Origin of the sequence: Herbaspirillum autotrophicum (genome assembly GCF_001189915.1) — a bacterium.
Classification (GTDB): Bacteria; Pseudomonadota; Gammaproteobacteria; order Burkholderiales; family Burkholderiaceae_D; genus Herbaspirillum; species Herbaspirillum autotrophicum.
Genome location: NZ_LFLS01000016.1, coordinates 87,270 through 110,802, shown reverse-complemented (window position 1 = coordinate 110,802; position 23,533 = coordinate 87,270). Strand labels below are relative to the sequence as shown.

Sequence of the window (23,533 nt, the reverse complement as noted above, 5' to 3'; positions counted from 1 at the left end):
GACCTTAGTCGGGTTTGGAGGATGAGGACTTGGTCTTTTTACCTTTCCTATTTCCTTTGGAGCCAATTTCATGTCCCATCGCGCACTTTTCGTCATGACCCAGCGCCTGACCCGAGCGGGTTTAGCCATACGTCCGCTTACACTTGCTGTGCAGGTTGCGATGACGTCAAGCGTCATCGCAACCTCATTTTGGTCTATGCAAGCTCATGCGCAGTCGGCATCTGAAGCGCGCAGCCAGCCCGGATCATCGGCGTCCGCGAATGCGGTACGCAGATATGACATCGCTCCGGGACCGTTACAGACGGTGTTGACACAGTTTGCCAGCGAAGCCGGCGTCTTCTTGGCAGGCTCGGTCGAACTGACTAGTGGAAAAAACAGCCCGGGTCTTAAAGGAAGTTTTAGCGTACGTGAAGGATTTTCATCGCTGCTGTCCGGCATGGGACTGGAAGCCGGACTCAACGCGCAGGGGCAATATGTATTGAAGCGATCGGCGCAGGGTACGGCAGGCGGCGTCTTGCCAGCGGTCACAGTAACCGCTCCTGAGGAAAGTTCGTCACCGATCTATGCCGGCGGGCAAGTGGCGCGAAAAGGAAAGGTCGGTTTCCTTGGTGAGCGCGACTTTATGGATACGCCATTCAATGTCACTAATATCACTGCAGAAACGATTCAAAATCAACAAGCCAGGACAATAGGTGACGTCGTCAAGAATGATCCCTCCGTTCGCACCATCTGGCCCGACGTCAGCTATATCAGTCAATTCACGATACGCGGTTTTCCTACCCAGACGCAAGACATGGCTGTCAACGGTTTGTACGGAATCGTTCCACCGCAGATGACAGGCGGGCTCGAGGCGATCGAAAGGGTGGAAATCCTGAAAGGGCCCAGCGCTTTGTTGAATGGTATGGCACCGACCGGCGGCGTTGGCGGCAATATCAATCTGGTCACCAAGCGGGCAACAGATCAACCCATCACACAACTGACCACCAGTTATTATTCCGATGCACAGTTCGGTGCGCATCTGGACCTGGGCCGGCGCTTCGGAGAAGACAATGCCTGGGGTCTCCGATTTAACGGTGCCTATCGTGACGGACGCACCGGCGTGAATGATCAATCGCAGCGAGCCGGATCCGCTACCGTCGGGATCGACTATCGCAGCGAACGTTTTCGGGCTTCTGCAGATCTAGGCTATCACGACATGCGTACGGATGCTCCAACGCGTATCGTCTATACAGACAATGCAAATTTTCAAATTCCAAGCGCACCGGACAGTCGATTGAGCCTGGGGCAGCCATGGTATTTCGCAAAATCAACGGATCGTTTCGGGATGGTTCAGGCAGAGTTGGACCTTACTGACAACGTGAGTGCCTATGCCGCATTCGGCACACGCAGAAACGACTTCCTTGGCCTGTACAATTTTATTTATTTGCAAAACGCTGCCGGTAATTTTCGAGCGAATCAGTATTACCAGCCGACTTTCTCCAACAGCAATACCACCGTCGTGGGCCTCAAAGGAAAATTCAACACCGGGCCGATAAAACACGAAGTGAATTTGAGCGCAACCACGCTGCATACTGACTCGGGGGTGTTGGCACCCATCTTCGCCACTTATACGTCCAACATGTATTCACCGACAAGTATTAGCCAACCGAGTCTGGCGGCCTATTCCAGTTCGGCGCCCAAGACATCGGAGTCGGATCTGGATAGTGTGGCATTGGCTGATACGGTTTCCTTTTTGGATGACAGAGTGCAGTTGACGGTCGGTGCGCGGCAACAGAACGTCAAGGTGCGGAACTTCAGTGCCACCACCGGCGCGCAGACCTCAATTTACGATCGAAGCAAGGTAACGCCGGCAGTTGGCTTGATTGTAAAACTTGCCCCCAACGTCAGTCTGTATGGCAATTACATTGAAGGTTTGAGTCAGGGACCAACTGCCCCTGCTGGAACCGCGAATGCTGGCGCGATGTTTGAACCGCTTGCCTCGAAACAGTACGAAGCAGGCATCAAGTACGACGCAGGACGGTTTGGCACGACCATCGGTATTTTTCAGATCGAGCAGCCCAGCGGTTATACCAACACTGCGACCAATACATATGGCGTCGACGGTGAGCAACGCAATCAGGGTCTCGAAATCAATGCATTCGGCGAAGTGGCGCGCGGAACCAGATTACTCGGTGGTGTGACATTCTTACGCGGCATCATGAGCAAAACAGCGGGCGGCACCTATGATGGCAAGAAGGCGATCGGAGTGCCGACCACTCAGTTTAATTTGGGGGTCGAATGGGATACGCCATTCCTACCGGGATTGACAATTACAGGGCGGACAATCTACACATCCTCGCAATATTACAACGTGGCCAATACGCAGAGCATTCCATCGTGGACGCGGGTCGACCTTGGTGCGCGCTACAAAACCAGCATCTCCGGAACGCCTGCCGTTATTCGGGCCAGCATCGAAAATCTGTTTGGAAAGGACTACTGGGCGGCAACATCCAGCTCTTTCGGTCTGGCCAGAGGTGCACCGCGGACTTTATTGCTCTCTACAACATTTGATTTCTGATGCGGCCCATGTCAGCGCTGCTAGATTTGGCTGGCAGTGTAGGGATGTGGCGGATATTGCATCGGTGGAGCAGCTTGGCGTGCACGCTATTTTTGCTGTTGTTATGCATGACCGGGCTACCGCTGATTTTCTCAGATGAAATCGAGTCATTCACGCAGAGTCCGACCATACTCCGGGGCCCTGCGGTAACGGCCGTGCCAAATGACGTGGACGGCATGATCCAGGTCGCCGTGAACCGTTATCCGGCGGAAATGGTTCGCTTCGTCTTTTTTGACGATGACGAGGGGCGGATCAAGGTCGTCATGGGGCCAGCGGATCTTCCTGATCGCAGTCACGACCATCCGGTTATTTTTGATACAGATAGTGGCGCCCTGATAGATGAGCCAATTTCCATAGGAAATCGCGGCCTCGGTTTCATGGCGACTGCGAGGCGTCTTCATACCGATTTATTGGTTGGTTTCGCAGGTGAAATGACGCTTGCAGTGGCTGGCGTGGTCTTTCTGCTGGCGACTATATCAGGAGTGGTGCTCTATGGTCCCTACATGAAGAAACTGTCATTTGGGACGATTCGACAACGCAATCGAAGAATCTGGTGGCTCGATCTGCACAATCTGCTTGGCGTCGCCATTGCGATCTGGTTGATCGTAGTGGGGGCCACGGGAGTAATGAACGAGTTCTCAAAGCCGCTCAGCGCTATCTGGCGAACTGCCGAATCAAGCAAGTTTCAGAACAAAGACGGTCGTCCTCTTACTCGCAGCCAGTCGAGTCCGGCTGAGCAGGTTCTTAATAACGTGAGGAGCGCTCAGCCGTACAGCAACGTCACGAGCATTATTTTCCCAAGCAAAACGTTTAACAATCCGAATCATTTTCTTGTCTGGTCAAACGGCCGCACGCCGCTCACACATCGCCTGTTTAGTGCCGTCTTTGTTGATGCACGAAGCGGCCAAGTGGCTTCGATATCTCCGATGCCGTTGCAACTACGAATTCTGCAATTATCTCGCCCCCTGCATTTTGGTGACTATGGCGGACTACCGTTAAAAATACTGTGGGCGTGTCTCGATGTGATTGCGATGCTAGTGCTGATCAGCGGTATTTTACTGACGGTCAAAAAGAAAAAATAATCTAGCGAAAGATTCTTGCGGCCATCCTCCTGGTCTTGGGAAAGAATGCTTACCTCGAACACCTATCTCAGGATACTCATCAAAAGATTGAATTTAAGGAAAAATACAAAGCCAAGTGGGCACGTCGATGGAGAATGTACTTTTATGGCAAATTCATGTGCCGAAGGTCCCCTGAGAGAGTGCCGGATAGCTTGGCATGCCTTGTCAAACGGCACTTGCGGGAGCTTAAATAATATTTGCCAGGTGCTGGCTTTTGATTAATAATAAATTCGACCGACTGGTCGGACTATGATATTTTGAGCACCTGCATTGGGTCCATAAGGTGTTGAGCATGCGTTGGGGCGTGCAGTATGTATGTGGGCAGAGCAGCGATTTTATCGACACCGCGATGCTTTCGTTATCGGCTGTAACAGACACGTATGTGACTGTAGCGGTTCGTGTTTCCGTTCCTGCGGGCAAACTATTTTCTCTGGTTGATGCAATGAATTGTGGGACATCCAAGTGAATGACGAGGCAATTGTTCAGGCGCAACGCCGGCTGCGCCATACGCTTGTCGGCGACAGACATTTAGGCGCCATTACCGGTTCTTCAGACCTGGCTGCGCATTTATTGCTGCATCTGGATGATGCTCAATCCTGTTGGCAACTGACATTGGGATGGCTGCAACGAACGTTTGACGCTGACCGCGTCGATGGCGGTTTCACCAGCCAAGGTCATGGCATATATAAGCCGCTGGCCGAAGCGATCCGGGAAGACACCAAGATACCCAGTTCAGTCGGCGTTGCGATTGACGCCAAAGAGACCTCCGTTCGCAGCGTATTGGAATCCCGCAATGCGGTGCTGTTCGAAAGTATCAGCGATGACCGGCGCTTCACCTTGCCGCTGCGTGCGCAATTGCTTTCCCTTAATACGCAGTCCAAGCTCGCCATCTCGTTACGTGATGGCGATATGCCCATCGGTATCATCTGTTGCGATTGGGCACGCGAAAGAAATCGTTGGCGTTATGACCAATGTGAGCAAATCAGCGAATTCGCAACGAATGTACTGAGCCCCATATTCGCCATTATTCATGATGAAGCGGATGAGCGCGAAGTCCCGGCAGTTCAGGCCGCTGAGCTGCCCGTGAAACTGACACCGGCTGAATTGAAGGTGGCACGGCTGGTGGTGCAGGGTATGAGTTACAAGGAAATCGCACGCCACCTGAACCGCTCTTTTTCCACCGTTGACCATTCGCTGCGCAGCATACGCGACAAGCTTAACGCGCGCTCCACCGCCCGCATGATCGCCATGCTTTCCGCACTTCTGCACAAACACTATTCGTAATCAGCCGCCGTTAGTCACGCCCGCAGAAGTCCGGCGCACCGATTACCTCTGCGGCACTTATCTGTTGATCCCGCCACGCTGATTCATTGCGCTGCATGCGGTGCGTGGCGCACTTTTCGATGCACCGCAGCATGCGGATATGCGAATGTTCGCAATACCCATTGCGATCCAATCTTTGGATACTGTTGTCATGAGAACAGAGCGACTGCGACTGTTCCGATCTGCCAATGACAACAAAGAGACAACAGTATGCTCAAGACCTTATTGCACTTTATTAGCGGTCAATCCGTGCCGGCGGTCGCTGGCGAAGTCATCACATTGACCAGCCCGGTAACTGAAAAAATCTATGCTACTTCTGCATCCGGTACCAAGGCTGACGTGGATCTGGCGGTACAGGCTGCGCGAGAACAATTGGACGGCGGCGTCTGGGGCCAGTTGTCCGGCGTGCGGCGTAGCAGTTTGTTGCATCGGCTGGCCGAGCTGGTGGAGCGCGATGCGCAGTTGATCGCCGCATTTGACGCCAACGCCATTGGCCGCCCGGTACGCGAGGCGATGCTGCTGGATGTGCCGAATGGCATTGGCACCTTGCGCAACGCCGCCGGCTGGGCGGACAAAATTGAAGGGCGAACCATCCCCACCGATGGCTATATGGGGCAGAAGACCTTGTCTTATACACAGCGCAATCCGGTCGGTGTGGTGGCGGCCATCGTGCCGTGGAATACGCCGTTCATGATCACTTGCTGGAAAATCGGCCCGCTGCTGGCGGCCGGATGCACCGTCGTGATCAAACCGGCAGAAGAAACTCCCGAGTCCGCCCTGCATCTGGCAAAACTCTGCAAGGAAGCCGGTTTCCCGGATGGCGTAGTCAACGTTGTCACCGGTTACGGCAATGTGGTCGGCACTGCTTTGTGTGAGCATCCGGATGTCGATAAAGTCACCTTTACCGGCAGCCCGGCGGTAGGTCGCGCGATCCAGCAAATTGCCGGTGCGACCTTCAAGCGGGTTTCACTTGAGCTGGGTGGAAAGAGCCCGCAGATTGTGTTTGGCGACGCCGATCTGGAACAGGCCGCGCAAGGCTGCGCCATGGGTTTGTTCTTCAATCAGGGACAGGTTTGCGCTTCAGGTTCGCGAATTCTGGTGCAACGCGAGATCGCTGAAAAATTCTCCAGGACATTGGCAGACATCGCCTCCTCGATTACCGTTGGCGACCCTGGCGCAGACGGCATTCAAATGGGGGCCGTGGCAAAACGCAAGCAGTTCGACAACATCAACGCCTACATCAAAAAAGGGATTGAAGAAGGCGCGACCTTGCTGGCCGGCGGCGTCAGCGATCACGGCACCGGCTATTTCATCAAACCGACCATCTTCGGCAATGCGTCCAATCAAATGACGATTGCACGCGAAGAAATTTTTGGCCCGGTCGGCACCATCATTGCGTTTGATACCGAACAGGAAGCAGTGGCGATTGCCAATGACAGCCAATATGGATTGGGGGCCACGGTGTGGACCAACAATCTGGCCCGCGCACACAAGGTAGCGCAGGCAGTCAAAGCCGGCGCGGTCGGCATTAACTGCTGGGCGCCGATTGACCCGGGTTTGCCGTGGGGTGGCGTCAAGTCCAGTGGTATCGGCCGCGAGTGTGGTCTGGCAGGCGTGCTGGCCTATACGGAAGAAAAAGTGATCACCGTGTTGATGCGATGAAATCTTGCCCATTGCGGCAGTAACCTATTCTGCCGGCCCGTCACATCAGTGACAGGCCCGGTCGGGAATGGCGTCAATACCAAAGAGTGTGGTGAGTAAATTTATAAAAATATTCTCAGGAGATGACATGAAAGAATCAAAAGATATAAAAAACACTGGTGACGATAGCAGCCAGCCGGTATTCAGCCGTCGTCGTTTCATCAAGTCGGTGGGCGTCGCCAGCGGCACGTTGATGGTTGGTGGCCTGATGGCGGGCGCTAAAGTCAACGCTGCCGAAGACAAGAACGGGACGTTCGATTACATCATCGTGGGAGCAGGATCGGCCGGTTGCGTGCTGGCCAATCGCCTCACCGAAGATCGGGCGGTCAGGGTCTTGTTGCTGGAAGCGGGCGGCCCCGACAATTCAGAAGTCATCTCGACGCCGATTCGTTTGATCGAATTGTGGAAGACCGCATACGATTGGGCATATGACACCGTTCCGCAAAAGCATGCGAATAACCGCTCTTTATTCTGGCCGCGTGGCAAGACGCTGGGCGGCAGCAGTTCGTTAAACGGCATGATTTATGTCCGTGGTCACGCCTCTGTTTACGACGCTTGGGAAAAAGCCGGCAACAAAGGATGGGGCTACCAGAGTGTCCTGCCCTACTTCAAAAAATCAGAAGACTATGAACTGGGCGCAAATGCCTTTCACGGTCAGGGTGGCCCGTTGCATGTTACGGTGAACTACAAACCGCATGTCGTCACCAAGGCGATGGTGGATGCAGCAGTGCAAGCGGGTCATCCGTACAACCCTGACCATAACGGCGCGGATATCTACGGCGTCGGCTTTAATCATCTCAACACCAAGGATGGCAAACGGCAGAGTACCGCAGTAGCCTTCTTGCGGCCGGCACTGGAGCGCAGCAACCTGAGCCTGATCACCAATGCGCGGGTGCACAAAGTGACGTTTGACGGCAAACGTTGCAGCGGTATCGTCTACGAACAGGATGGCAAGCTGCAACAGGTAATGGTGCGCAAGGAAGTGATATTGAGCGGTGGCACTATCGAGTCGCCACGGGTGTTGATGTTGTCCGGCATCGGCGATGAAAAGCAACTGCGCAAATTCAACATTCCGGTGGTGCATCATCTGCCGGGTGTCGGCAAGAATTTGCATGACCATAATTTGTTGCCGGTCATTTACGAAGGCAAGAAAGAGATTCCCGCACCAGATGATCCAGGCATTCAGGTGTTGCACGCGCAGTTGTTTGCAAAGTCGGATGAAAAATTGCCCGGGCCTGACATGCAGCCGCTGTTTTTTAATGTGCCTTACTACGCGCCGGGACAAGCAGGCACCGGTAACGCGTTTACGCTCAGCGCTGCTGGCGTCACACCGAGCAGCCGCGGCGAGTTGCGCCTGACCGGGGCCAGCGTCAACGATCCGCTGCATTTGGACCCGAATGTACTGGCGACAGATTACGACGTCAAAACACTGATCACCAGCATCAAGATGATGCGCAAGATCGCCAACCAGCCGGCACTGGCCGAGTGGCGCGGGCGTGAAATTTATCCGGGTGAAGACAAGACGACGGATGAACAACTGGCGGAGTATTGTCGCAGCGCCGTGGTGTCCTATCACCATCAGGTCGGTACCTGCGCGATGGGAAATTCAAAAATGGCAGTCGTGAATCACGAACTCAAAGTACGCGGAGTGACCGGTTTGCGCGTAGCCGATGCCTCCATCATGCCAATGGTGACATCCGGCAATACGAATGCGCCGGTGATCATGATCGCTGAGAAAGCAGCAGACATGATCAAGGCGTCTGCCAAAGCCTGATTCCGTGCGCAGCAGCGTTCGTCGTCAGACGCACGCGCAACCTGTTTCCCCTGTGAGAGCAACGCGAGAAAAATTTCTCCCGGGGGATGTTGCGTCTTTGATTTCGCAAGGACGCATTGCAGAAAACAATAATGATGATAAGGGAGTCGCCACATGCATAAGCTGACCAAAATCACGCTGGCCGTGATGTTAACCATGACCGCCAACATGGCGCGCGCCGCCACCACTCCGGATCCCGGAGACTACACGGCGCTGCCGGCCGGTACCAATCTCTCGATGGTGTATGCGCAACAGATACGCGCCGATGACGTCTACGCCGGCGGCAATAAAGTTGCCTTGCCCAGAGATCTCGACCTGAACGTGAAGCTGGGTTTGTTTCGTCAGGTGCATTTCATGAAGTTGGGTGGGTACACCATCGATCCGCAGATCATCATTCCGTACGCGACGCAAAAGAATGGACTGGCCGACACCAGCAGCACCGGTATCGGCGATGTCATTTTCGGCGGTACGTTGTGGACCATCGCTGATCTGGCCGGCGGCGAGCATCTTGGATACTCGGTCTTCGTTACTGCGCCGACCGGCGCTGAAAAGAATAAAGGTTTTGCGATCAGCGATAATCGCTGGGCGGCCGACTTTCAGGTTGGCTACATCAAAACGCTGGCGCCCAAATGGACTATCGATCTAATTGGACAGACCGAGTTTTATCAGGACCGGCGAGATACCGGATCAAGCAAAGACGCAATGGCGCGTGCGTTTGTGCATTTGCGCTACCACGTCAGCGAAGCAACCCATCTGGCGGCGTCGCTGCGCTACACGGTCGGGGCGAAAGAGTCGTTGAATGGTGTGACGCTGGCCGGTAGTAAACGAGATACCAATGCGACCCTGACATTGGCCTCGTTTCTGACCAGGCAGTGGCAATTACAAGCGCAATACAGTCAGGATCTGCAGGTCGAAAATGGACCCAAATTCGATACCCTGGCATTGCGCTTGTTGTATGCCTATTGAGGTGCATGCAGTGCGAGGCAAGTACGCGGAAGATACGAATCGCATAGCGTACATGACGAAAGATTAAATCTGTAATGCGGTAAATGACAAAAGCCAACCCAAGATTGGCTTTTGTCGTTTTGTAAAGCCGCCCGAAATATCGAACACCGCTATTGGTTGGCAAGACCCCGGCCATCCCACCCGCATTTCCCATTTCTGCTATCGTAGATTCATAACGAACAAGGAGACTGGAAATGCCATTTCTGAAAACACTCGCCATGGCCGCCGTTGTTTCGGCGGCAACCATCCTCAGTGCCAATACGCTGGCCGCCGAAAAAATCATCATCATCGTCGGTGGTATCAACAAGCTCATTTACCTGCCACCCAAGCTCACTGAGAATCTGGGTTATTTCAAGGACGAGGGCTTGGACGTCGAGCTGCAATCGCAACAGGCGGGCGTCGATGCCGAGAACCAGTTGCTGGCCGGCGCTGCGCATGCGGTAGTGGGATTTTATGACCACACGATTGATTTGCAGAGCAAAGGCAAAAAAATCCAGAGCATCGTGCTGTTTGGTGTGGTGCCGGGTGGCATGGAAATGGTGCGCACCGATGCTGCGGCTCAGATCAAGAATATGGGCGATATCAAAGGACGCACGCTTGGCGTTACCGGGCTTGGATCTTCGTCGACATTTCTCGGCCACTATCTGGCTTCGCGGTACGGTTTGAAAACCAGTGATTACTCGATGCTGCCGATTGGCGCCGGCAATACTCTCTTTGCTGCGCTCAAGCAAAAACGTGTGGATGTTGCATGGACTACCGAACCAACCACGTCGATTTTGCGCGCCAGCGGCGAAGCCAAGGTGCTGGTTGATCTGAGCAGCGTCGAGGGTACCAAGGCCGCACTCGGCGGACTGTATCCGGCCTCCAGTTTATATGTACAAAGTTCATGGGCACGGGATAACAAAGAGACCGCGCTCAAGCTGTCGCGCGCCTTTGTGAGAACGCTGCAATTCATTCATTCGCATACGGCAGCGGAAATTGCCGACAAGATGCCTGTGGATTATTACGGCGGCAACAAGGCGTTATATATCGAGGCGTTGAAAGCATCGATTCAAATGTATTCCAAGGACGGGAAGATGCCGCCAGGTGGTCCGGAAACTGTATTGAAAGTGATGGCCGGTTTCAATGCGAACATCAAAGGCAAGCGCATCAATCTGGCCGAGACCTACACGGATGAATTTGTCTCGCAGGTCAAGTAAACAGTTGTTGCGTATTGGACTGGAATGTAAAAATGCTCTGATCGAAATCAGAGCATTTTTTGTTTGATCGCCATCGCGGATACCGTCTGACGGCGTGCACTACATCAATTCATAAGCGGTGCTGCGCCCGCCCCCTTCAGCCCTGCGCAGCACACCTGCCCGCACCAATTCATTGATATCACGCAACGCGGTATCGGCAGAACACTTGGCAATGGCGGCCCACCTTGAACTGGTCAGCTTGCCGTCGAAACCATCGAGCAATTTATTGAGCACTTTGATTTGCCGCTCATTCATCGGTGTCTCTGCCCAGCGTTGCCAGAAGCGTGCTTTGCTCAATACCGCATCAAGCGTTGTATGGGCATTGTTCAGCGCTTGTTTCAGTGCCGCGAGAAACCATGTCAGCCAGGCGGTGACATCCATGCTTCCCTTTTGTGTGCGTTCCAGGATGTCGTAATACGCTTTCCGGTCACGCTGGATTTGCGAAGACAAACTGTAAAACCGCTGCGGACTGCCATCTGCTTTGGCCAGCAGCAAATCACCGATGGCGCGCGCAATGCGCCCATTGCCGTCGTCGAACGGATGCAAGGTTACGAACCACAGATGAGCGAGTCCGGCCTTGATCAGCGGCGGCTGACTAAAGTCGTTGTTGAGCCATGCAAGAAAGCGATCTGTTTCTGCATCCAGCCGGTTCGCCGGTGGTGCTTCGAAGTGGATTTTCTGTCTGCCGTATGGGCCCGACACAACTTGCATGGGATCGCTGGCAGCACCGCGCCATGTGCCGACATCGATTTTGTTGAGGCCACTGTGCGCGGTTGGAAACAGTGCAGCATGCCAGCTGAAAAGACGCGCTTTGGTTAGCGGCCGGTCGAATGCGGTAGTGGCGTCGAGGATCATGTCGACCATGCCATCGACGTGGCGGTCAGCCGGCGCAATGGCGCCGATGTCTACGCCGAGCCGGCGTGCCAGAGAAGAACGGACCGATTCAACATTGAGGTGTTCGCCTTCGATGGCGCTGGTGTTGACGATGTCATCGGTCAATGCCGCCAGACTGGCCAGTTCGCGTGGCGCCATTCCGACATCGGTAAGGCGACCGAGCAACATGCCTTGCGCCAGACTGACCTCGCTCAATGCTGGCGTCAGTCGCAGCAAGTCGAACGACCATTGCGGCCATTCGGAAAGTTGCCATATATAGATTTTTTCTCCGCGATTCATGCGGTGATTATGCGCCGGATTCACCGCATTGACAATTAATCACTGCATATTTTGCGGTGATTAAGACGGGGATTCACCGCATAAACTGAATTTGCAACGCGAAAAGATCGAATTTTCTGTGTGGAAATATGATTTCACTGCGGTGAGTATTTTCCGTTCATTTCACATATTGGAGTGGCAACGCTACTTCTTATCCGCATCCAGCGAATAGAACGTTTCCATGTTGGCACCCGCCAGCCAGTCATCCAACGGCGTAATTTCAGTCGCTTCCGGGTAATACACGGTGACCTGGTTGCCGTTGATCACGCCGCATGCATCGTCTGCCAGCCAGTGCCCTTTGAGCTTGCTGATCCGGGTTATGTTGCGGGTATTGGATCGCGGCGCACTGCCGCATCGGTCATTGTTGGCAGACATGTATTGCACCCCGAAATCATGGGTACCGTCCTTGCGGGCATGGGTAGGCCTGTCAGTTTTCGCTTCGGGTTTGTTCTGCGCCCACGACAGGGACGCCAACAATCCCGTCACAAGCAGATATGCCATTTTCGTTTTGAAATGTTTGTTCATCATTTTTCGTTGGTGATTCCCCAGGCCGCAATTTTACCGGGTACGGCCTCTTCCATGGCGGCCTCGGGAATCTGAAAAATGTCGGCAGCGCTTCAGATCAGTGAAGTCGCTGCCCCCGCTCAAGCCAGACGCTTGCCGCTGCCAGTATCGAACAGGTGCATGCTCTCGCCTTCGCAGATCAGGCCGAGCTTGTCGCCGACCTGTGCACTTACGCGTTGATGCAACACGACAATCACTTCCTGACCATTGGCAGTACAGACAAGCTGGGTGTCGGCGCCGGTGAACTCGGTGACTTTGACTTCGGCTGCCAGCGAACCCGGTGTGCCTGCCGCGACCACGCGGAAGTCTTCCGGGCGCACGCCGATGGTAACCTTGGCGCCGTCTTGCACATGCTGCTGGCTGCGCAATGCCAGACGCGATCCTTCGTCGAACGCAATTGCACCGGCGGCAACCGTGCCGGGCAACAGATTCATCGAAGGCGAACCGATGAACGCAGCGACGAATGTATTTACCGGGCGGTCGTACAGTTCGGTCGGGCTGCCGATCTGCTCGACCAGACCATCGCGCAGTACGACGATGCGGTCGGCCATGGTCATGGCTTCTACCTGGTCATGCGTGACGTAAATCGAGGTGGTGCCGAGACGTTGATGCAGCGCACGGATTTCGGTACGCATTTGCACGCGCAGCTTGGCATCCAGATTGGACAATGGTTCATCGAACAGAAACACTTCCGGATTGCGCACCATGGCGCGGCCCATCGCCACACGTTGGCGCTGACCGCCTGACAGTTCGCGCGGCAGACGCGTCAGCAATTTTTCCAGGCCGAGAATTTTAGCGGCGGCTTCGACCTTGCTGCGAATCATGTCCGGCGCGGTTTTGGCGATCATCAGGCCGAAGCCCATGTTGCGCTCCACCGTCATGTGCGGATACAGCGCATAGCTCTGAAACACCATCGAGACATTGCGGTTCTTGGCCGGCACATCATTGATGCGGCGGTCACCGAGGAAAATGCTGCCGGAGGTCGGCGTTTCCAGACCGGCCACCATGCGCAGCAAGGTTGATTTGCCGCAGCCGCTGGGGCCGACGAAGACGGCGAATTCTCCGTGTGGAATTTCCAGATCCACGCCCTTGATAATCGACGTGCTACCGAAGTCCTTGCGTATTTGTTCTAGTTTGACTGAAGACATTTAAGATCCTTTGACGCCACCGGCAGTGAGTCCGCCGACGATTTCTTTTTGAATGAAGAGAGTGAGTATCAGCACCGGCAATGTGACCAGCAGCGCAGCAGCGGCCAATGGGCCCCAGGCGATCTGTTCGAAGGTCAGCACGTTATAGATGGCGACCGGCAGCGTACGGGTTTCACGACCGGCCAGCACGGCGCCGAACACGAAGTTGTTCCATGAAAAGATGAAGGCCAGAATTGCCGCCACCATGATGCCGGGCCGGGCCAGTGGCAAAGCCACATGACGGAAACTTTGCCAGACCGAACAGCCGTCCATGGTGGCCGCCTCTTCCAGTTCGCGCGGCAGGGTTTCGAAATAACCGGCCACGATATACACCGTAATCGGCAACGTGATCACCATATGCGTAACGATGATCGGCGCCAGCGTACCGGTCAGGCCGATGGCCTGGAATACCGTGAACAGCGGAATCAGGAAACTGATGGCCGGCGTCATGCGGGCGATCATGATGGTCAGCAGCATCTTGCGCGCTTTCATGCGCGTGATGCCGTAACCCGCCGGCACGCCCACTGCAATCGCCATCAGCGTCGCCGAACCGGATACGATCACGCTGTTGAGAAAGTAGCTGAAGAACGGGCCGCCATCGAACACCGCGATGAAGTTGGCCAGCGTCGGCGAACTTGGAATCAGTGCCGGTGGATAAGCCAGCGTGTCCACTTCATTTTTGAGCGACAACGACAGCATCCACAAAAACACGGAGACGGCTGGCGCCACCACCATCAACACCATGACGGCGAACAGGAATTTATCGAGTAATTTTTTCATGCGTCAGACCATTTTGAACGTTCGCGCAGCCAGAACAGCATCAGCGACAAAGCCACCACCAGGACGAAGAACACCACCACCACTGCCGATGCCTTACCGACCTGATAGAACGAAAACGCTTGCAGGTAGAGATAAAGATTGATGGTCTCGGATGCGGTGCCGGGACCGCCTTGCGTGATGACGTAAATCGTATCGAAAGTCTTGAGCGCATCAATCAGACGCACCACTGCGGCCACCATGATGAATGGCAGCACCATCGGCAACGTGATGTGGCGGAATACTTGCCAGGTCGAAGCACCTTCCAGTCGCGCTGCTTCAAACGGGTCCGAGGGCAGCGAAGCGAGGCCGCCGAGCACGATCAGCATCACCAGCGGACTCCACTGCCAGACATCGACCAGCACCAGACAGGGAATCGCCAGGCTGGAGGAGTAGACCCATTCCGAAGGTGCGATGCCGAACAGCGACAGCAGATAGTTGAGCACCCCTTGCTGCGGATGGAACATCATGGTCCAGACCAGCGAAATTGCCACCGGGGTGGCCATCATCGGCAACAGGAACATGCCGCGCAACAAGCCGCGCAGCGGGAATTTGTGATTGAAGACGAGTGCCGCGAAGGTGCCGAAGATCAGCGGCAGAATCACTGCCAGCGCCGTGAAATACAGCGTATGAAAGATCGCTTCGAGGAAACGGGTGTCGTGAACCAGATCGGCGTAGTTGCCAAGGCCGATGAACGTGGCGGCAGAACCGATCTTCCAGTCGAACAGACTCATCCACAGGGTAAAGCCCCACGGGAAGATGATGATTGCCATCAGCACGACCAGCGCCGGTACGATAAACCACACATAGGGCGATGGTTTGACCGGCAACAGGCGCGCCAGCAGCGAACGCGGCGGCTGGTCGGCAGGTGAGTTGAGATTTGACATGTTGTTTGCTTATTCAGGAAATTCGAGCGGTTGACCCGCGCCCGGGCAATGCATCATCACTGGTGCACTGCCCAAACTTGCCGGCGATGACGTGGCCGGGCCACGTCAATCGAAGTGCGGCGTGTCAGCTTTTCCAGCCGCTCTTGTTGAGCACCGGCTGGAATTCCGCAGTCGCTTTTTTCAGCTCGGTCTTGACGTCGGCGCCGCCGAGCATATTGGTCAATGCAATGCCGTACACATCACGGAATTCATTGACCGGCTCGATCACGGGCAAGATCGGGCTGCTGCGCTTGATAGCATCGGAAACCGCTTGCAACCATGCTGCCGGCAATTTCTGTCCGGCCACGATTTCCTTGTTGGCGTAGGGCGAGCTGCGCGCCGGTGCACCAGCGCCGGTCAGCAACATGCGCGCTTGCATGACTTTGCCGGTGGCCCACATGGTGTACAACCAGGCGGCATCCTTGTTCGGCGAGAAAGCCGAAACGCCGAGGCCGTCGCCGGTCAGACCGGAGATCTGGCCGGCTGGTCCGGCCGGCATTTCGGCGTAGCCGACCTTGCCGACGATTTTGGACTTGGTCAGATCTTCCAGTGGCGGCGCGAAACCGCTGCCGTCGATCCACATGGCGGCGCGGCCTTGCAAGAACAGACTTTGCGCTTCATTCCAGTTAAAGCCGGCGACGCCAGCCGGACCGGTATTCTTGAGCAGATCGCGATACAGCGTGGCGGCCTGAATGCCGGCCGGCGAATCTGTCTGCAACTTGCCGAGGGTATCGATGAAGGTGCCGCCGTAACCGAGGAAGAAGGAAGTCCACAACAATACGTTGGCATTCTTCACTCCGCGACCCACCATGCCGACCACACCCTTTGATGGATCATGCAGTTTTTGCGCAGCGGTCACCAGTTCAGCGAAGGTCTTGGGCGGCGCAATATTCTTGGCGGCGAACAATTCCTTGTTGTAATACAGAATCCATGGATCGAGATTGAGTGGCAACGAGTCGATGCGGCCATCATTCTGGGTTGCGTACGATACACCACCGGTGGAGAAATCCTTGAAGTCGAATTCGGCCGGCGCCTTGGCGAAATACGGACGCAAATCTTCCAGCCACTTGCCTTTGGCGAATTGCTTCTTTTGCGCCTGGTAACTCAGATGCACGACGTCAAAACTGGTACGGCCCGAGTTGAACTCGATCACCGTCTTTTGACGCGATTGCTGCTCCGGCACTTGTTCCGAACCGACCTTGATGCCGGTCAGTTCTTCAAATTCCTTTTGATTCCGTTGCAGCAGTTCGCCGCGCGGATTCTTGATCAGGTGAATTTCCAGCTTCTTGCCCGCAGCCTGTTTCCAGTTGAAGCCGTCTTGCGCCATCACGCCCGGCACCAAGCCCATCAGACCCAGTGCCGACGATGCTTGCAGCAGCCGGCGGCGTTTCATATTTGCCATGTAATCCATCTTGTCTCCTCCTTGTTGATCAATGCCTGCGCCCTAGAGGGTAGCGGCGTCCAGTTTCAGTTCCCGGTAAGCGGCCAGGATCGTTTCCCGCGCCGTGTCGTCCAGCGGTGACAGCGGCGCGCGCACACGCAGCCAGGCCGCGTCATTCTTTTGTTCGGCCAACACCGTCTTGAACACATTGACGAATGAGTGCTGGCCGATCAGGCCCAAGAGTTTACCCATAAGCGCGGCGTCTTGCGTCGACAATTCTGCAGGCTTGGCGATAACTCTTTTCATCAATCGCGGCGCCAGATTGGCAAGTCCGCACACCGAGCCGGCGCCGCCGATTTGCATCGCCGGTGCGATGTGCTCTTCGGCGCCGACGAAGACCTTGAGTTGCGGGAAGGCTTTGATCAAAGCCAGCGAATGTTGCAGATTGCCGGCGCTGTCCTTGACCGCAAAAATTTGCTGCGGGAAACGCTGCACCAGCGTGGTGATCACGGCCGATGTGAAATGCACGCTCGACAATTGTGGGATGTGATAGAGAATCACGGCCAGCTTCGGATCGCCAATGCCATCAATGACTTCTGCCACTGAATCGATCACGCCCTGCTCGCCCGGATTGCGGAAGAAGAACGGCGGCAACAACAAGAATGCTGCGCAGCCGTGTTCGGAGGCGTGACGACCGATAGCGATCTGGTCGATATTGCTGGCCGCTGCGGAGCAGATGATCAGGCGCGCGGCAGGAATGCCGGCAGCGATCAATGCATCGACGAAGGCCAGTCGTTCGGCGACCGAGAACGCCGGTCCTTCACCGGTGGTGCCGAACAGCGTGACGCCGTCGCAGCCTGCCGCCAGCAGTGATTTGGCGTGCGCAACGCCCTTTGCGGTGTCGAGCCCCGATTGTGCGTCCAGCGGAGTCATGAGAGCCGGCCACAGGCCGTGTAATGTCGTGTCCAAAATAAATCCTTGTCAGTGTGCGATGAACGATGGCGACGCCGGCACTGCGAGATCAGGTTGACAGCCAGGCGTGCAAGCAGAGCAAGATGTTTGCCGCTTGCTCGCTGTAACGGTGCGATGGCGACTGCAAACAGATTCTCCGCGTTTAAATAATCAACTCCAACAATGTAACATGTCAGTGATTAATTATCTAAGAATTTTTTGCCTGAGCGTGGTACGGGCGCACGCCTCAGATGCGCCCGGACACGGGATTTATCCGCGCGGTCACTCGCTCGCAATCACGCCCTTCTTCAACAACACATTGCCGTATTTTCTGGTTTCACCGGTTTGTACGATCAGAAACGCGGTCTTGGCGCGCTGGTAGAAAGCATGCCGTTCCAGCGCCGCCAGTGACCGGGCATCATGTTGTGCCAGTGTGGTGCGAATCTCATCGATGACTGGTAGCGAGGCGTTGGCATCGCCAACGATTTCCATGCTCCAGCCCGGTTCGGGAATGAAATCGTCCACCGGCAGCAGACTCAGTATGGCCGCCATCATGGCCGGGGTGTTGATGCCGGGCGCTGTCACCAGCCGTTGCGCCAGTGCCGCCGCCGGAAAATTGGCATCGACGATTGCCACTTCGTCACCATGGCCCATTGCTGCCAGCGCGTGCAGCAAATCCGGCGACAGCAACGGGGAAATTGTTTTCAACATGGGGGTGTCTCCTGTTTTAAGCGTTGATCTAACATGCTAACATGTTACTGGTAACTCATTAATGGAATGTTTGATCGTTAATCTCGGTGCGGGCGCACGCGTATTGGCCCGCGCACCTGTGCGAGCCATCCCGGCTTTGCCGGGCAGCCGAAGCAGCCACCTCAGGAACCCTCATGATTTTTCCTCCAACCACCGATGGCCAGGCGCTCGGGCTGGGCGGTGCACCACTTGGCAATCTGTTCGCCACGATTCCCGAACCACGCGCGGCAGCGCTGCTGGCGCATGTGATCAATGACGGCTGCCGTACTTTCGATACTGCGCCGCACTATGGCAACGGTCGTTCAGAACATCGTATCGGCGAGGCGCTGCGCACCGCCCGATTGGCGCGCGACAGTTTTGTGTTGTCGAGTAAAAGCGGGCGGTTGCTGCGTGCCGATGCCGCCACCGCGCGTGACCAGAATGCCTATGTCGATGTGATGCCGTTCTCACAAACCTTCGACTACAGCTACGAAGGCACGGTGCGCAGTATTGAAGACAGCTTGCAGCGCCTCGGGCTGGCTCGTCTCGACGTCGTCTACATTCACGATATTGACGTGGCCACGCACGGCGCGCAGCAACCGGCGGTCATGCATGACGTGATCCACGGTGCGATTCCCGCCTTGCAGCGCCTCAAAAGCGAGGGTGTGATCGGTGCTTATGGATTGGGCGTCAACGATGCGCAAGTCTGCCTCGATGTGTTGGCGCAAGCCGAACTGGATTGCCTGATGCTGGCCGGTCGCTACTCGTTGCTGGATCAGAGCGGGCTGCAAGCGTTGTTGCCATTGTGCGCGACGCGCGGCACGCGCATTGCATTGGGCGGCGTATTCAATTCCGGCATTCTGGCAACCGGTGTGCGCCAGCGCGACACGGTCCATTTCAACTACGCGCCGGCCGATGCACACATCATTCACCGGGCTGGCGCCATCGAAGATACCTGTGAGGAATTCGCAGTACCGTTGCGCGCTGCGGCCTTGCAATTTCCGCTGGCGCATGTGGCGGTCGAGATCGTGATGTTGGGCGCGCGCCGGCAAGAAGAATGGGACGATGCCCGCCGCATGTTGCGGCACCCGATTCCGGATGCTTTCTGGCAAGCCTTGCGCGCCAAGGGCTTGTTGCCGGCGGATGCGCCCGTACCGCCAGCGCCGGTTGCAGGAGTCGCACCATGATCGACAGTCATTTTCATATCTGGCAACTGCAACGCGGTGATTACGGCTGGCTGACGCCGGACAGCGGCAGCATCTTTCGCGATGTCGGCGTCGCTGACTGGCAAGCGCAGGCCGGCGCCAATGAAGTCAGTCACGGCATTCTGGTGCAAGCGGCTCCCAGCGTCGCCGAAACCGAATTCCTGTTGCACCAGGCCGCATTGCATCCGCAACATATTCTGGGTGTGGTCGGCTGGGTCGATCTGGCCGCCGACGATGCCCCGGCGCGCATCGCGCAACTGGCACGCAATCCCTTGTTGCTTGGGGTGCGTCCGATGTTGCAGGACATTGCCGACCCGCGCTGGATCATGCAACCCAACGTGGTGGCGGCACTGGCGACATTGCCGGCGCACGGCCTGAGTTTTGACGCGCTGGTCAAGCCGGTGCATCTGCCGCATATCGGTCGTCTGGCCGAACTGTTGCCGGACTTGCGCATCATCATCGATCACGGCGCCAAGCCCGATATGGTCAACGGCGTGTTTGAGGAATGGGCGCAAGCCATGGCGTGGTTATCGGAATATCCGAATGTGTGGTGCAAGCTGTCCGGGCTGCTCAATGAAAGCGGCACGCCACCCTCGCCCGCCGCATGTACCGCTTACATGAAACATATTCTGACTTGCTTTTCCGGACGTACACTATGGGGCAGCGACTGGCCGGTATTGGAACTGGCCGGCGACTATGGCGACTGGCTGGTACGTTGTCGCCAACTGGTTACCAGGTTGCGCGCCGCACCGGAAGATGTCTTCACCCGCGCCGCGCAGGCGGCATACCGTTTATCCACAGAACATTCAGGAGTCCAGGCATGACAGCGGCACAAACAACATTGGCAGCAGGCGCAGCACAGGAACTGGTGGACCGTCGTCGTCAACAGCGGCGCGGACCATTGTTGGCGGCACCGTTGCGGCCGGCCAGTATCGATGACGCATTGCAGATTCAACAGCAAGTGCTCGATTTGCTGGGCACGACCCGCGGCGGCTGGAAATGTTCGGTGGCTCCGGCCGGCAGCGCCATTCTGGCGCCGATTCCGCTGGACAGGATTTCACGCGGTGATTCCTGCAGCGTACCGCTGATCGACGGCGTGGCGCCGATCGAACCTGAAATTGCCTATGTCATTGGCCAGGACTTGCCACCGCGCGCGACCCCCTACACTGAGACCGAAGTGTTGGCGGCAATCGCTTCGACGCATCTGGCATTTGAGTTGATTGCCTCGCGCTATGCCGCACTGGCCACCGAGATTCCCGACAAGCTTGCCGACAGTCTGTCCAATTTCGGTTTGCATCTGGGACCGCAGATTGACGGCCCGGCGGCACTGGAAGATATCGATGGCGAAGTCTTGCGTGGTTTCAAGCTAACACTGGAGAGTGACGGCGCAACGGCAAAGCAAGAATGGGAAGGCAAACATCCGGATGGACATCCCTTGCGTGCGCTGCTGTGGCTGGTCAACTATTTGAATGGCCGGCAAACGGGATTGCGGCGTGGCGAGGTGGTGACTACCGGTTCGTATCACGGCTTGTTGCAAGTGCCGGCGAATCAGATGTTGCGCATGCAGTTCGGTACGCTGGGCAAACTTCAGGTGACGATCCGAGCCGCCACCTGAAGCTGCATGACCTCAAGCCGGCACACATGCAGACTGCCATGTGCGCCGGATTAACTTAGAACGTGTGACGAATGCCCGTCATGATGCCGACGCGGGAGTCGTTACCAAACATCGGCGTGGAGAACCCCGGCGAGTTGGCCAGCGTGCGCCAGGCGCCGCTGAACTTGTTGAAGTCTGCTTCGATGTAAACGTCGGTGCGCTTGCTCAGGAAGTAATCCAGCATCACTGCCGCCATGGTGCGGCCACCGTCGGTGCCGGCATGCTTGATCTTGTCGTAAGTGACCGTGCCGATCAGGCTCAGCGCCGGCGACAGCGTGACGTTGGCGCCGACATAGTAAGCCTTGTTGGCGTAGTCGGCGATATCCAGTTTGCTGTTGGTATAGCCGAGGTAGTATTTGACCGGACCCAGCACATAGGTACCGCCCAATGACCAGACCTTTTGTTCGCTGAGCGGATTGGCAACGCCGAAGTACTCGGTCGTGATGCCGCTCATGACCTGATAACTGCCGCCCAGATGCAACGGACCGTTGTCATAAGCCAGCGTGGCGCCGTTGGTCGAGCCGCGCTTGGTACTGCCGGCCTGTTCGCCGAATGTGTGGCCCAGTGCGACGGTGAAATCGCCGAACTTGTTGTTGTACTGGATCTGGTTGTCTTGACGCAGACCGGTATAGTTGCCGCCCTGATAGCCGACAATCGCCTGGTTGGCAAAGAACATCGCTTCATAGCTGGTCATCATTTCATGTGCCACGGTGTACTTGCGGCCCAGCATGACATTGCCGTAGCTGCCGCTCAGACCGACGGTACTTTGACGGCCGAACAGACGCCCGCCCTGGCCGGAGGCTCCGGTATCGGGGTTGAAGCCGGCTTCCAGTACGAAATTGGCTTTCATGCCGCCGCCCAGATCTTCCACGCCCTTGAAGCCGATGCGGCTGCCGCTCAGGATGCCGTCGGTCTGCTCCAGCTTGCCGTTGCCGGCAGCATTCTGATTGGTGGTGTAACGCACGCTGCTATCGATGATGCCGTAGATCGTCACATTGCTTTGGGCGTGCGCGCCGAACGCGGTCATCAGGCCGGCGGCGATTAATATCCGTTTCATCTGCTGTAGTCTCCTCTGGTTGATTTTTATAATGTGATTCATGCCATCGTTGCGCAAGTGAACCCGGCGCCGACGGCACATGTATGCAGAACCTGAATGAAGTAATTGGTTGTTGGCTGCAACGTGCTGACATGTTAGCGAGTTGCGATAAATTGTCAACGCCTATTTGTGCGTCGTTGTTGCATTTCTGCGGTGGTCATGGCACCAGACAGGGGCGAGCCGGGAGCGATATCAGAAGGCTGCGCGAAGGCGCGATAGCGGTGGTGAAGCGATGACGTGGCATGCTAACATGTTGACCACAAGTTGCCCGTTCGCGGAATGAAAATGGAAAATATCATGAAAAAAAAGCCAGTCGAGCATAACTTACCCGACAGCCAGGATGAAAAGCCGCTGCGCTTGCAGGCCTATGAGAGTTTTACGCAGCAGATATTGAGCGGCAATATTCGTCCCGGGCAATTCCTTTCGCAACGGGAATTGATGCAACTGACCGATATGCCGCTTGGCGCGATCCGCGAAATGGTGCCGCGGCTGGAAGCCGAAGGCTTGATCAAGACCGTGCCGAACCGCGGGTTGCAGGTGTGTTATGTGGACCTCAAGCTGGTGCGCAATGCATTCCAGTTGCGCTTGACGCTGGAGCGCGAGGCCGTGGTCCAATTCACCCGCAACGTTTCCGACGCCGATCTGGAAAAGATCGAAGCGGCGCACAAGGATATCGTCAAGCGCGCCAAATCGCGTTCGATTGACAGCCAGTTGCTGACCGATGCGCAAGCCGTCGATGGCGGTCTGCACGAAATGATGATCGATTCGCTCGGCAATGAAATCATTTCCGAGATCTATCGCGTCAACAGTTTGCGCATTCGCCTGATCCGTCTGGAAAACACTATTCTGACTTCGGAAGGCTTGTTGCCTTCAATGACCGAACATCTGGAATTGATCGCTGCCATCAAGACGCGCGATGTCGATCAGGCATTGGCGGCACTGAATACCCACATTGAAGTGGCGCGCTCGCGCATGCTGGCCGACTAGCTCCGGTTTTCGCCGTGACCTGAGCGGC

Annotated in this window: 20 protein-coding genes; 11 read left to right on the top strand and 9 right to left on the bottom strand. The window is 56.1% G+C overall.

The window, feature by feature from the left end; all coding sequences use genetic code 11:
- Positions 1-70: 70 nt before the first annotated feature.
- The 7 genes from AKL27_RS14155 (at position 71) to AKL27_RS14125 (ending at position 10,758) form a co-directional block, all read left to right on the top strand.
- Positions 71-2,557: a TonB-dependent receptor gene (locus AKL27_RS14155; RefSeq protein WP_232310989.1), complete on the top strand. Its 2,487-nt coding sequence runs from the start codon at positions 71-73 to the stop codon at positions 2,555-2,557.
- A complete protein-coding gene (locus AKL27_RS14150; RefSeq protein WP_083439047.1) occupies positions 2,557-3,678 on the top strand; it encodes a PepSY-associated TM helix domain-containing protein in 1,122 nt (373 codons plus the stop codon). The genes AKL27_RS14155 and AKL27_RS14150 overlap by 1 nt, the downstream gene beginning before the upstream one ends.
- A 501-nt stretch (positions 3,679-4,179) precedes the next feature.
- Positions 4,180-5,001, top strand: a complete 822-nt coding sequence (locus AKL27_RS28440) for a helix-turn-helix transcriptional regulator (RefSeq protein WP_232310988.1) — start codon at positions 4,180-4,182, stop codon at positions 4,999-5,001.
- Between the two features lie 249 nt (positions 5,002-5,250).
- Positions 5,251-6,702 (top strand): aldehyde dehydrogenase family protein, encoded by a 1,452-nt coding sequence (locus AKL27_RS14140; protein ID WP_050463474.1) that lies wholly within the window; start codon positions 5,251-5,253, stop codon positions 6,700-6,702.
- 127 nt (positions 6,703-6,829) lie between these two features.
- Positions 6,830-8,515, top strand: a complete 1,686-nt coding sequence (locus AKL27_RS14135) for a GMC family oxidoreductase (protein WP_083439046.1) — start codon at positions 6,830-6,832, stop codon at positions 8,513-8,515.
- A 153-nt stretch (positions 8,516-8,668) separates the two neighbouring features.
- Positions 8,669-9,520: a transporter gene (locus AKL27_RS14130; RefSeq protein ID WP_050463473.1), complete on the top strand. Its 852-nt coding sequence runs from the start codon at positions 8,669-8,671 to the stop codon at positions 9,518-9,520.
- A 233-nt stretch (positions 9,521-9,753) separates the two neighbouring features.
- Entirely contained in the window at positions 9,754-10,758 is a 1,005-nt protein-coding gene (locus AKL27_RS14125; RefSeq protein WP_050463472.1) for an ABC transporter substrate-binding protein, read from the top strand.
- 99 nt (positions 10,759-10,857) lie between these two features.
- Here AKL27_RS14125 and AKL27_RS14120 read toward each other — a convergent pair whose 3' ends face one another.
- The 8 genes from AKL27_RS14120 to AKL27_RS14085 all read right to left on the bottom strand — a co-directional run bounded on the left by AKL27_RS14120 (position 10,858) and on the right by AKL27_RS14085 (position 18,545).
- Positions 10,858-11,970 carry a Fic family protein gene (locus tag AKL27_RS14120; RefSeq protein ID WP_050463504.1) on the bottom strand — a complete coding sequence of 371 codons (1,113 nt, stop codon included), beginning with the start codon at positions 11,968-11,970 and terminating at the stop codon, positions 10,858-10,860.
- A 183-nt stretch (positions 11,971-12,153) separates the two neighbouring features.
- Positions 12,154-12,534: a hypothetical protein gene (locus tag AKL27_RS14115; protein WP_157056923.1), complete on the bottom strand. Its 381-nt coding sequence runs from the start codon at positions 12,532-12,534 to the stop codon at positions 12,154-12,156.
- 119 nt (positions 12,535-12,653) lie between these two features.
- A complete protein-coding gene (locus AKL27_RS14110; protein WP_050463470.1) occupies positions 12,654-13,721 on the bottom strand; it encodes an ABC transporter ATP-binding protein in 1,068 nt (355 codons plus the stop codon).
- Positions 13,722-14,540, bottom strand: coding sequence for a carbohydrate ABC transporter permease (locus AKL27_RS14105; RefSeq protein ID WP_050463469.1), 819 nt, complete (start codon positions 14,538-14,540; stop codon positions 13,722-13,724).
- Positions 14,537-15,463 carry a carbohydrate ABC transporter permease gene (locus AKL27_RS14100; protein WP_050463468.1) on the bottom strand — a complete coding sequence of 309 codons (927 nt, stop codon included), beginning with the start codon at positions 15,461-15,463 and terminating at the stop codon, positions 14,537-14,539. Before AKL27_RS14100 ends, AKL27_RS14105 begins: the two co-directional genes overlap by 4 nt.
- A gap of 124 nt (positions 15,464-15,587) precedes the next feature.
- Entirely contained in the window at positions 15,588-16,904 is a 1,317-nt protein-coding gene (locus AKL27_RS14095; protein ID WP_198155966.1) for an ABC transporter substrate-binding protein, read from the bottom strand.
- 42 nt (positions 16,905-16,946) lie between these two features.
- Entirely contained in the window at positions 16,947-17,852 is a 906-nt protein-coding gene (locus AKL27_RS14090) for a dihydrodipicolinate synthase family protein (RefSeq protein WP_269749224.1), read from the bottom strand.
- Positions 17,853-18,116: 264 nt separating this feature from the next.
- A complete protein-coding gene (locus tag AKL27_RS14085) occupies positions 18,117-18,545 on the bottom strand; it encodes an RbsD/FucU family protein (protein WP_050463465.1) in 429 nt (142 codons plus the stop codon).
- Between the two features lie 173 nt (positions 18,546-18,718).
- On the opposite strand from AKL27_RS14085, the gene AKL27_RS14080 reads away from it, so the two are divergent.
- Genes AKL27_RS14080 through AKL27_RS14070 form a run of 3 tightly spaced genes read left to right on the top strand, consistent with a single transcriptional unit; the run spans position 18,719 to position 21,383 of the window.
- The gene (locus AKL27_RS14080) at positions 18,719-19,750 is read left to right on the top strand and encodes an aldo/keto reductase (protein WP_050463464.1); all 1,032 of its coding nucleotides are present in this window, start codon (positions 18,719-18,721) and stop codon (positions 19,748-19,750) included.
- The gene (locus tag AKL27_RS14075) at positions 19,747-20,592 is read left to right on the top strand and encodes an amidohydrolase family protein (RefSeq protein ID WP_083439045.1); all 846 of its coding nucleotides are present in this window, start codon (positions 19,747-19,749) and stop codon (positions 20,590-20,592) included. The genes AKL27_RS14080 and AKL27_RS14075 overlap by 4 nt, the downstream gene beginning before the upstream one ends.
- Positions 20,589-21,383: a 2-keto-4-pentenoate hydratase gene (locus tag AKL27_RS14070; RefSeq protein ID WP_050463463.1), complete on the top strand. Its 795-nt coding sequence runs from the start codon at positions 20,589-20,591 to the stop codon at positions 21,381-21,383. The genes AKL27_RS14075 and AKL27_RS14070 overlap by 4 nt, the downstream gene beginning before the upstream one ends.
- Positions 21,384-21,438: 55 nt before the next feature.
- Here the strand turns inward: AKL27_RS14070 and AKL27_RS14065 are convergent, their stop codons facing one another.
- Positions 21,439-22,479: a porin gene (locus AKL27_RS14065; RefSeq protein WP_050463462.1), complete on the bottom strand. Its 1,041-nt coding sequence runs from the start codon at positions 22,477-22,479 to the stop codon at positions 21,439-21,441.
- A gap of 336 nt (positions 22,480-22,815) precedes the next feature.
- Between AKL27_RS14065 and AKL27_RS14060 the strand changes: the two genes are divergently transcribed.
- Positions 22,816-23,505, top strand: a complete 690-nt coding sequence (locus AKL27_RS14060; protein WP_050463503.1) for a GntR family transcriptional regulator — start codon at positions 22,816-22,818, stop codon at positions 23,503-23,505.
- Positions 23,506-23,533 lie beyond the last annotated feature (28 nt).